Annotated in this window: 10 protein-coding genes and 1 pseudogene; 2 read left to right on the top strand and 9 right to left on the bottom strand. The window is 38.7% G+C overall.

Annotation, left to right across the window (positions count from 1 at the left end; genetic code table 11):
* Window positions 1–36 precede the first annotated feature (36 nt).
* The 8 genes from P375_RS08340 to P375_RS08300 all read right to left on the bottom strand — a co-directional run bounded on the left by P375_RS08340 (window position 37) and on the right by P375_RS08300 (window position 8,203).
* Entirely contained in the window at window positions 37–621 is a 585-nt protein-coding gene (locus tag P375_RS08340; protein ID WP_167333070.1) for a glycosyltransferase family 32 protein, read from the bottom strand.
* A gap of 197 nt (window positions 622–818) precedes the next feature.
* Entirely contained in the window at window positions 819–1,613 is a 795-nt protein-coding gene (gene murI / locus P375_RS08330; RefSeq protein ID WP_039136022.1) for a glutamate racemase, read from the bottom strand.
* Between the two features lie 144 nt (window positions 1,614–1,757).
* The gene (locus P375_RS08325) at window positions 1,758–2,273 is read right to left on the bottom strand and encodes a chorismate--pyruvate lyase family protein (RefSeq protein WP_039136020.1); all 516 of its coding nucleotides are present in this window, start codon (window positions 2,271–2,273) and stop codon (window positions 1,758–1,760) included.
* Window positions 2,266–4,350 carry an ATP-dependent DNA helicase RecG gene (gene recG, locus P375_RS08320; RefSeq protein WP_039136018.1) on the bottom strand — a complete coding sequence of 695 codons (2,085 nt, stop codon included), beginning with the start codon at window positions 4,348–4,350 and terminating at the stop codon, window positions 2,266–2,268. Before recG ends, P375_RS08325 begins: the two co-directional genes overlap by 8 nt.
* Window positions 4,350–6,488 carry a bifunctional GTP diphosphokinase/guanosine-3',5'-bis pyrophosphate 3'-pyrophosphohydrolase gene (gene spoT / locus P375_RS08315; protein WP_039136016.1) on the bottom strand — a complete coding sequence of 713 codons (2,139 nt, stop codon included), beginning with the start codon at window positions 6,486–6,488 and terminating at the stop codon, window positions 4,350–4,352. The genes recG and spoT overlap by 1 nt, the downstream gene beginning before the upstream one ends.
* 35 nt (window positions 6,489–6,523) lie before the next feature.
* Window positions 6,524–6,796: a DNA-directed RNA polymerase subunit omega gene (gene rpoZ, locus P375_RS08310; protein WP_013745710.1), complete on the bottom strand. Its 273-nt coding sequence runs from the start codon at window positions 6,794–6,796 to the stop codon at window positions 6,524–6,526.
* Between the two features lie 58 nt (window positions 6,797–6,854).
* On the bottom strand, window positions 6,855–7,490 hold the full coding sequence (gene gmk / locus P375_RS08305) for a guanylate kinase (RefSeq protein ID WP_039136015.1): 636 nt from the start codon (window positions 7,488–7,490) through the stop codon (window positions 6,855–6,857).
* 83 nt (window positions 7,491–7,573) lie between these two features.
* The gene (locus P375_RS08300) at window positions 7,574–8,203 is read right to left on the bottom strand and encodes a MarC family protein (protein WP_013745712.1); all 630 of its coding nucleotides are present in this window, start codon (window positions 8,201–8,203) and stop codon (window positions 7,574–7,576) included.
* Window positions 8,204–8,255: 52 nt separating this feature from the next.
* On the opposite strand from P375_RS08300, the gene P375_RS08295 reads away from it, so the two are divergent.
* Complete coding sequence (locus P375_RS08295; RefSeq protein ID WP_039136014.1) at window positions 8,256–10,163, top strand: ABC transporter ATP-binding protein; 1,908 nt, start codon at window positions 8,256–8,258, stop codon at window positions 10,161–10,163.
* 14 nt (window positions 10,164–10,177) lie between these two features.
* The gene (locus tag P375_RS12220; RefSeq protein WP_156962336.1) at window positions 10,178–10,309 is read left to right on the top strand and encodes a helix-turn-helix domain-containing protein; all 132 of its coding nucleotides are present in this window, start codon (window positions 10,178–10,180) and stop codon (window positions 10,307–10,309) included.
* Between the two features lie 550 nt (window positions 10,310–10,859).
* On the opposite strand, the pseudogene P375_RS12800 reads toward P375_RS12220, so the two are convergent.
* Window positions 10,860–10,982: pseudogene (locus tag P375_RS12800) on the bottom strand (hypothetical protein); the annotation flags it as partial.
* Window positions 10,983–11,360: the final 378 nt, after the last annotated feature.

Below are 11,360 nucleotides of genomic sequence, written 5' to 3'. Positions count from 1 at the left end.
TAATTTATTTTTTAATTGCTTATTTTTAAACCAAAACTACCACAACCTTGTACCATGATGAATTGCAATCGTATTGTCTGTAATAATAAACTTACCTTTGTCACCCCTTCTTGGTAAGAAATAATCATATGGGAAGAAATACATCCCATCATTTAATTCAAATGATTGACCATTTAGTTTTACCTTATAATGTAATTCTGTCATCCTGGAGCAAATTCTTGTATTTGCTATAGTACGATAGCCATCTCTAAAAGGCGTTACTTTATACCAAGATAAGACCTTTCCTATCCAAGGGTGACAAGGTTTTGCTCCAGCTAATCCTATTGAAATTAACCTTTTAGCCTCTACACATCCAAAACATTGATAATTTAATAAAGGTTCTAATGGTTTGATTAGTTCCATATCAGTATCAAGATAAATTCCACCTTCGTAATAAAGTGCATGTAATCTTGCCACATCAGATACCATAGCCCATTTCTTTTGTTGAAATGCCTGTTGTGCGAAAGGATAAAGTTCAATGGGAAAATTTTCTTCATTCCATAACTTTAATGTAAATCCATTTTGAGTATGCCAACTGTCTATACAACGTTTAACAATATCAGGATATCTCCCCCCCCCCAAACCAACAATAATGTAAAACTTTTGGAATATTTTCTGATGTAGGAATTGATTCAGGTAGGTAATTCAATAATAACTTTTTAACGTTTTTATTATCGCGATATAATAAAAAATGCCGATATAAATCAAAATAAAATTGACTCTGTTGGATAAAATTATCAAAAACCATCAAGATACTCCTTATTCACATTCACAATATATCATATCAGCAATAACTCTAACTGAGTAAACCCCCAGTCAAAAAACATTTTTTTTACATCATTTTCATCATCAAAAGGTGCTGTGCAATAAGCAATTTGCTTATCATTATTCTTGGCTATTGTTACTTGTGGAAGCAATGATTGCACTCGGCGTGCTATTGCCTTTCCAGAATCAATAAAGAAAGAAATTTGCGGTAGGCACGCCTTCAATTCCGCTTTCAATAAAGGAAAATGAGTGCAACCCAACACCACTGTATCCATTTCATATTCATAATGCCATTCGGCAACTGCTCTCTTAATTGCAAGATAATCGACTTTTTTGCCGTGCAATTTTTGTTCCGCTATTTCAACTAAATCGGTTGAACCTAAACGTCTTACCTCGCAATTTTTTGCATATTGTTGAATTAAATCATCTACATAAGGGCGTGTAATCGTGCCTTTAGTTGCCAGTAAACCTATCACTTTCGTTTGCGTTTTTTCTGCTGCCGGTTTAATTGCTGGAACAGTTCCTACAATTGGACAATTAAAAGCAGCTCTCATTGCTGGCAAAACTATTGTACTGGCGGTATTACAAGCAATAACAATCAAGTCGATTTGTTGGTTTATAGCAATTTTTTGGCAAATTTCAACACATCGTTTTTCCAGCAGTTTTCCCGGTTTTTCTGAATAAGGAAAGCAAGCATTATCCAAGCAATAAAGATAATTATAATTGGGTAATAATGCTTTTACTTCACGGTAGACACTTAATCCGCCGACACCGGAATCAAAAAATAGAATTGTTGGATTTTTTGTCATAATTTAGATAATTTTTATAAGTTTGTGATTTGTTGTGCTTTAATTAATTTTATCAAAATAACTTCACGACAAATGGCATTTGAAAGGAAATGGAAGCATTATCCGCCATAAAATAGACTGATTCAACCAATAAACAGATTTCTCTTAAACATTCAGATATTTAAGTTTTCGCCAAAAATCTTTTAGGAAAAGTTCACTCACAAAAAAGGGGCGCTGCTGTAAACTCAATGTTGAACAACGAGCATAATGCTGATGATTCGCTCCCCATTTTATTTCGGTTCGTTGTACATTTTGTTGAAACAGCCAGGACCCCAACGGCATTTTTCCTAATCGGTAAATTTTCTCACTATAAAATGCAAATGTATATTCCGGAATAAAAGTTCTGGCAAAAATCCATTCCTGTCCATCGCCAATTAACACAACTTCCCTCAACCAACATTTATCACTATCACAATGAAATCCTATCTGTTGTTCTTGTGATGTAACTATCCATCCTTCAAACACAGGAAATACATTAAGCTTGCGGCATTTTTGTTTTAATGCTGCAGTCAACGAACCATGCAGAGATAACCAATTTCGATACATCGGCTTTAATCCTGAAAAATCAGATTGCCAGTGTAGTTCACGTAAGTATTGACGATATAAAGAATAATTATGCATTGGAATATTCTATCTTTTGATCTAACCAGCGATGAATTAACTGTTCTATATTGGGAGAATTTATTTGCATTAGCTGATTTACACACCGTTGCACTGCTGGTAATAATCGTCTGTTGCGCACTAAATTAGCCACTTTAAACTCTGCAACACCTGTTTGTTTAACCCCCAATACTTCTCCTGGACCTCTAATTTCTAAATCTTTTTCCGCAATAGCAAAACCATCATTGCTACTACGCATAATATCTAAACGCTGTCGTGAAATTTTACCTAAAGGTGTTTTATAAAGCAGTACACAAAAAGATTCAACATTCCCTCGACCAACGCGTCCGCGCAATTGATGAAGTTGTGATAATCCCAGCCTTTCTGCATTTTCAATAATCATCAAACTCGCATTTGGCACATCAACTCCTACCTCAATCACAGTTGTTGCCACCAACACATCAATTTCACCTGTTTTGAAAATATCCATCATATTCTGTTTTTCTTGCGACTTCATTCTTCCATGAACTAATCCAATCTCAAGTGTTGGCAATGTTTTTCGCAAATCCTCTGCCAAGGCTTCCGCAGCTTGAGCTTCCAATACTTCAGACTCATCAATCAAAGTACAAACCCAATAAACTTGCCGTTTATCCACAGTACAAGCGTGAAACACTCGCTGAACCAATTCATCTCTCCGCTCCTCTGCAATTGCTACAGTTTTAATCGGTGTTCTTCCTGGTGGCAATTCATCAATCACAGAAATATCTAAATCAGCATATGCCGTCATTGCTAAGGTACGAGGAATTGGCGTTGCCGTCATAATCAGTTGATGCGGATACAATCCATTCTTTGCGCCTTTTTCACGCAACAATAACCGTTGTTCAACGCCGAAACGGTGCTGTTCATCAATGATCACCAACGCTAACGAATGAAACTCCACTTGCTCCTGAAATAAAGCGTGCGTGCCAATAACCACTTGCGTTTCACCACATTGAATCTGTGCCAATGACTGCTGTCGTTTTTTGCCTTTTACCTTACCTGCCAACCAACCGACCTTAATGCCAAACGGTTCCAGCCAATGAGAAAAATTATGCAAATGCTGTTCTGCAAGAATTTCCGTTGGAGCCATAATCGCCACCTGTTGCTGATTATCCAACGCCACTAAAGAAGCCAATAATGCCACTACCGTTTTTCCGGAACCAACATCGCCTTGAATTAAACGCATCATCGGTTGAGATCGTTGCAGATCCTGCTCAATCTCTTCTACTACTCGTAATTGTGCTTTTGTTGGGGTAAATGGCAACGTTGCCAAGAATTGTTGCTTGATATTGCTATGATAACGTAACGCAATCGCTGAGTTCTGTTGTGCATCTTGCTTACTTTTTTGCATTGCTAAATTGTGAGCCAATAACTCCTCAAATGCCAAGCGCTGTTGTGCTGGATGTTCCCCTTTTTCCAAAATTGCTGATAATGTGCCAGCCGGAGGTCGATGTAAAAACTGCACTGCACTTTTCAAATCATACCCACTAGGATTAAATTCTGTAGGGAGCAACTCTTTAATAGTGGCTTTATCCAATAATGCCAATGCTTGCTCAGTTAATTTACGCCAAGATGCTTGCTTTAATCCCTCTGTTGAAGGGTAAATCGGAGTTAAATTTTCATCTAGTGTCAAAGGTTCATTATGATGAATAATACGATATTCAGGGTGATGCATTTCCGCCATAAATCGTCCACGCCTAATTTCTCCAAATGCCTTCACTCTGACACCATTCGAAAAACTGTTCCTCATCCCAGCATTAAAATTAAAAAAGCGCAACATAACTTTTGATGAGCCATCAGAAAGAGAGACAGTTAGCATTGGGCGGCGACCAAACTGCACTTCACACGTCTGCACAATCCCCTCTATTGTGGCATAACTATTCGGACGCAAATCAACAATTGGGGTAATGTGGGTACGATCTTCGTAACGCAATGGAAAATGAAATAATAGATCCTGAACAGAATGAATTCCCAAACGGGATAACCTTTCCGACATTGCCACACCAACGCCGGAAAGAACAGTAAGAGGCAAATGATCAAGTAATGTTTCTGCTTGCATTATTCATTAATGTTGCGGAAAACTTCAACGACACCGGATACCGCACTGATTTTACGGATAATTGAAGCCAAATGCATTTTATCTTTCGCTGTCAAAACAACAAAGACCTGATAAACACGCCCATCACGTTCTTCTGTCCAGATACTTTGAATATTGCTGCCAGCCGAAGTAATAGCTGAGGTTAAATTCGCAAAAGCACCATGCTGATTTAGCATTTCAATACGCAATTCTGCTTCAAACTCTACGCTGTTTTCGCTCTTTTCCCACTCTACCGGCATATAGTGATCCGCATTTTCTTCACGGTGTCGAATATTAGCACAATATTCATGGTGAATTACTAATCCCTTACCCGGGCTAACATAAGCCACGATCGGATCTCCTGGAATCGGATGGCAACATTTTGCAAAATTAATCAACAAACCATCAACACCTTTGATTAAAACACCACTTTCGGTCTCTTTATAAGTGTTATTACTCAAATCACCATCGGTATCAATTTCTAATTTCTCACCTAATAAGCGATGTGCAATGACTACGCTAATTTGATTACCTAAACCAATTTCCGCTAATAGATCATCTAAACTATTTAACTTTAATTCCGCCAACAATGCTGAAATGTTATTACTATCAATATCTTCCAGTTTCGTTGGTGATAATGCGTGGAATAATTGCCTTTTTCCGAGCATAATCGCTTCATCACGGCGCAAAGATTTCAATGTTTGACGAATTTTTGAGCGTGCTTTTGCCGTTACTACAAAATTTAACCAAGTTGCACTAGGACGTGCAGAAGGTGCGGTAATAATTTCTACAGTTTGACCGGATTGCAACGCTTGAGAAAGTGCATAAGGCTGACGATCGACTCTTGCACCGATACAGGTTTGACCAATATCGGTATGCACTGCATAAGCAAAATCAACCGGCGTTGCTCCTGCCGGCAACTCCACAATACGACCTTTGGGAGTAAAAACATAAATTTCATCTGGGAAAAGATCCGACTTCACACTCTCAATAAATTCAAATGAATTTCCGGCACTTTGTTGCAATTCAATCAAACTCTGCAACCAACGCTGCGCTCGAATTTGTACGGTGGTACTATCATTCTTGCCACCTTGCTTATAAATCCAATGTGCTGCCACCCCCATTTCCGCCATCTGATCCATATCTTCAGTACGAATTTGTACCTCAACCGGCACCCCATGTGGCCCGATCATTGATGTATGCAGAGATTGATAGCCGTTCGCTTTCGGCACAGCAATATAATCTTTAACACGACCAGGACGCGGTTTATACAAACTGTGCATTTGCCCTAACACGCGGTAACAGGTGTCCACGTCCGAAACAACAGCTCGAAATGCATAAATATCCATAATTGAATGAAAACGCTGCTCTTTCATTTTCATTTTTTGATAAATGGAATAGAGATGTTTTTCACGTCCAAACACACGAGCATGAATTCCGACATCATCCAAACGCCCCTTAATTTCATCGGTAATACGTTGAATCATCTCTTTACGATTACCGCGCGCATTTTGAATAACTTTTTGCAATACTTGATAACGATGAGGATGTAATGCCTCAAAACCTAAATCTTCCAACTCGTTCTTAATATGCTCAATACCTAAACGGTGTGCTAACGGACTATAAATTTCCAATGTTTCCTTAGCAATACGGCGACGTTTATCCGGACGCAATGCCCCGAGTGTACGCATATTATGGGTTCGGTCTGCCAATTTGATGAGAATGACACGAATATCCTGTGTCATTGCTAAAATCATTTTGCGGAAGTTCTCCGCTTCAGCTTCTTTGCGAGTTCTAAATTTTAATTTATCTAATTTAGATACTCCCTCAACGATTTCCGCCACACTTTTACCAAACTCTGCGGTTAATTCTTCTTCAGTATAAGGAGTATCTTCAATCACATCGTGCAATAGTGCCGCCATTACCGCCTCGTGATCCAATCTCATTTCAGCAATAATAGAAGCCACTGCAACCGGATGGGTAATATAAGGTTCACCACTGGAACGAGTCTGACCTTCGTGAGCATCACGCGCAATCACAAACGCACGTTTAACTAACTCAATTTGATCATCAGGTAAATAACTTTTAATTATTGTATGTAAACTCTCAAATAAATACATAACTCGTTCTTCAGCAATAGATTTAATAATAGTGATTATTCCACATCTGCCAATAAAGACACTGCTTGTAATTCAGCGTGTTCTTGTTCTAATGCATCGTGACGTTCTTGAGCATCCATAATATCGTTATTGATCAATCCTTTTTCAATTTCACGCAATGCAATAACGGTCGGTTTATCATTTTCTTCTGGAACCAACGGTTCACGGACGTGAAGTTGCAACTCTCTCGCACGACGAGCGGCGGTTAAAATTAAATCAAAACGGTTTCCGATTTTTTCTACTGCATCTTGTACGGTTACGCGTGCCATATTTTTCTCCAAAACTAAATTGTTTACTATTCAACCAATAAAAAGGTTACGTATAATACTAAAGCTGTTCCGATTTCGCCAGTAATTGTGAAATTAATAATTGATGACGTTGAACTTGTCGCTCAACCCGCAATTTTTCTGCTTTTAAAATCACCTTAATCTCACTCAATGCCTGATCAAAATCATCATTAATGATTAAATAATCATATTCATCATAATGGCTAATTTCACTGATCGCTTTTTGCATTCTTGCAGCAATCACTTCTTTTGAATCCTGCCCACGTCCGATCAAACGTCTCTCCAATTCTTGAAGTGACGGCGGCAAAATAAAAATACTTTTAGCTGTTGGTACTTTTTTTCTAACTTGTTGCGCCCCTTGCCAATCAATATCCAAAAAAACATCAATCCCTTGTTTTAATGAACGCTCAATCATCGGCAATGAAGTACCGTAATAATTTCCGAAGACTTCCGCATATTCTAAAAAAGCATCTTCCGCAATTAATCGCTCGAATTCTTTATGATCAACAAAATAATAATGTTTTCCATGCTCCTCATTCGGACGCGGTTGACGCGTAGTATGCGAAATGGAAACCTGCATTTCATAGCTTGGCTGTTGCTGCAATAGTGCAGAAATTAGCGAAGATTTCCCTGCACCGCTCGGCGCAGATACAATATATAAATTTCCTAATGGCATAAAAATTTCTCTATCCTGGCAAAGAACGTTATCTTATCACCTTTATCAATAAAACGTCTCTTTTTTGCTTTATTTTTTAACAATTATGTAACAGTTGGAATCACTTCAATAAAAAAGGCTTTAATGCCACTTAAAATATGGTTGACCGCAATTGCCGCCAAAATCAAGCCCATCACGCGACTAATAATTGCGGCACCGGTTGTACCGATTAGACGTTGAATCCTATTTGCGGCTATCAATAATAAATAGGTAATCAACAGCACTAACGCCATAATGGCTGCCGTTACAATCTGATCCGCAAAACTGAAACGATGGTTATCGGTTAATAACACAATCGCCATCATTGCACCGGGCGAAGCAATGGACGGCACTGCCAATGGATAAACCGCTAATTCATTGATATTTGAAGACAAACGCATCTCCTGTTCCGCTTTGCCTTCACTAAACACCATCGTTAACGCAAAAAGCAACAGCACCAAGCCGCCGGCAACCTGAAATGCCGTTAAAGGAATTTGCATCGCCTCCAATAAAAATTGGCCTGTAATCAAAAAGAAAAACAAAATTCCTGTCGCAATAAGTACCGCATTTCTTGCTATTTTCTTTCGATCTGTCGCCGACAGCCCGATAGTTTTGGTAAGATACACAGGAACTGAGCCGATAGGATCGATTACGGCCCATAAAACAACAAACTGTACTAAAAAAGAATCAAACATTCGGCCATCCTAAACTGAAAAATAATAAAATTTATCAAGAGCATATCGAAAAATGTTAATTTTTACAAATTTGACCCTTAAACGCGGAATTACAACATTATTAGAAAACGCCAATGCCACCATCACACCCGGTCAGAAAGTCGGACTTGTCGGCAAAAACGGGTGTGGGAAATCCTCGCTATTTTCACTGATCAAAGGCGAATTGCTCCCCGAACAAGGCGATGTCACCTATCCGAACAGCTGGCAAATCAGTTGGGTTAATCAGGAAACGCCGGCATTGGAAATTTCTGCTTTGGATTATACCATTCAAGGTGATCGTGAATATACACAATTACAACAACAATTAGCCCTTGCCAATCAGCAAAATGATGGTTATCGCATTGCTGCTATTCATTCTCAACTGGATGCTATCGATGCTTGGACAATTCAATCCCGCGCTTCTACATTGTTGCACGGCTTAGGTTTTGAAGAATCACAGCTCAGTCTGCCGGTAAAATCATTTTCCGGTGGTTGGCGAATGCGTCTGAATTTGGCTCAAGCGCTGCTTTGCCGTTCAGATTTACTCCTACTTGATGAACCGACCAACCATTTGGATTTAGATGCCGTTATTTGGCTGGAAAGTTGGCTGAAAAGTTATTCAGGCACATTAGTTTTAATTTCTCACGATCGCGATTTTCTCGATCCGATCATTAATAAAGTTATCCATATAGAACAACACCAACTATTTGAATACACTGGAAATTATTCAAATTTTGAAATAATGCGTGCTTCAAAACTTGCCCAACAGAATGCACTCTACCAACAACAGCAACAAAAAATTGCACATCTGCAAAAATTTATTGATCGCTTTAAAGCAAAAGCCACCAAAGCTAAGCAGGCACAAAGTCGAATTAAAGCACTGGAACGAATGGAAAAAATCGCTCCGGCTCATATCGACAATCCGTTTTCATTCCATTTTCCACGACCGGAATATCTGCCTAATCCATTGTTATCAATGGAAAAAGTGAGTGCCGGTTATGGCGAACATCTGGTTTTACAGCAGATTAAACTGAATTTAGTGCCCGGTTCACGCATCGGCTTATTAGGGAAAAACGGTGCCGGGAAATCGACTCTGATTAAATTATTAGCCGGAGAACTTGCACCACAATCAGGTGTTGTGCAATTAGCCAAAGGTGTACAGCTCGGTTACTTCGCCCAGCATCAACTCGATATTTTACGTGCTGAAGAGAGTCCTTTATGGCATTTACAACGTTTAGCACCGACCAAAACGGAACAGGAATTGAGGGATTATCTCGGTGGTTTTGCTTTTCACGGCGATAAAGTCAAACAGGCAATCGCTTCTTTTTCCGGTGGTGAAAAAGCACGTTTGGTTTTGGCATTAATCGTGTGGCAACGACCGAATTTGTTGCTGCTTGATGAACCGACCAACCATTTGGATTTGGATATGCGTCAAGCTCTTACTGAAGCATTAATGGATTACGAAGGTTCGTTAGTGGTGGTATCGCACGATCGTCATTTGTTACGCAATACCGTCAGTGAATTCTATTTGGTACACGATAAAAAAGTTGAAGCGTTTGACGGCGATTTGGAAGATTATCAAAAATGGTTGTTAACATTAGAATCGGATGCTGATCAGCAAGTGATGACTTCCGAAACTAATAAGGAAAATGAATTTCTTCAACGAAAGGAACAAAAACGGCGTGAAGCGGAATTACGCGAAAAAACAGCGCCGATTAGAAAAGCAATTCAACAGCTTGAAAAAAGTATGCAGCAATATTCAACAACACTGGCGCAAATAGAAACGCAATTAGCGGATAACGACCTTTATCTTGCTGAAAATAAAGAAAAATTAACAACATTATTAGCAGATCAGGCAGAATTAAAGAAAAAGCTCGAACAGGTCGAAAATGATTGGTTGACGCAACAGGAATTATTGGAAGATTTTCAGTTGGAGGGATAGTTTTCGGTGTAAAGATGGGCATTCTTATGCCCATACGTCGCATGACAGACGAATATGGAAATTCTCATATGGTTATTGATGAAACCCTACGTGGCAGAATGGAAACGAAACTCATCTCTAAGATTTTATCGTTCGAAATTAAATAGTCCCATTTTTTCGTGGAAGCGTGTCGAATCGTATCCACGCTTCCCGATTTGGGAGGTTTGTTATTCCATCAAAGCATATTGTGTGTTCAGTAGGTTTTGATAGGCTAACAAGCCAAACGTTCTTTGACAACCAAATAAAGGCAATCGAATACGTTTCGGTAAGAAAAGAGCTGATGAACTAACACGCCATGACCTACAAAATTAGTGAGCGATTCATGTTAGTAATTCGAAAGTAATCTTTAGCAGGATTGCTGCCATGACTTTCTTATCGTGATAATGATACTCCCGTATAGCCATAGTCCGAGCGTTAGAAGCGTCACAGGCAATGGGTACGGCTACATGAGAACCATGCAGAAGTGAAATTCCTGTGAGCTTTGCTAGAGCTGTTCGATTGCTAAGATATTCTTCTCTTGTCAGTGTATTATTATAAAACTATTTGATATAATTATAGGTGAATATTGGAGTTTTCCTAGCCTATAATTGGGAAAGGAGTAATAATGATAACGGTCACAAAAAAGGATTTAGTTGAGCTAGGATATGGAACTTCTTTTCGTACAGAGATTTTTTGTAAAACATCCCATGGAATACGGGCAAAGTCAGCAGTCATGCCATCAATTGAAGTCACCGCGCGAATCCCCACCGTGTAATCGTAAGTACGACCATCTCCAACAATCTAACGATTTTTTTACTGGGAAGTTATCCAGGGAGAAGTATGCTCAAAATGCCTTACACCCAAAATTTATTCCTCAATATTTTTGAACAGTGAATGTTTGAAGTAACTTTTTAGTCAAAATCAGTTGATAGGGATATTAGTGATACATATTTCAATAAAATGTGCCAAAGAATTAAAGCTATGAATTATTCAGGAATAAATATGCGGCAAGGTATTCTTAAATAAACTGTCAATTTGATAGCGGGAACAAATAATTAGATGTCCTTTTTTAGGAGGGCTTAGTTTTTTGTACCCAGTTTAAGAATACCTTTATCATGTGATTCTAAAGTATCCAGAGAATATCTGTATGCTTTGTATACCTATGGTTATGCATAAAAA

It is taken from the genome of Gallibacterium genomosp. 2 (assembly GCF_000771895.1).
GTDB lineage: Bacteria > Pseudomonadota > Gammaproteobacteria > Enterobacterales > Pasteurellaceae > Gallibacterium.
The sequence above is the reverse complement of the archived record's forward strand: the minus strand, read 5'-3'. Positions and strand labels throughout refer to the sequence as shown.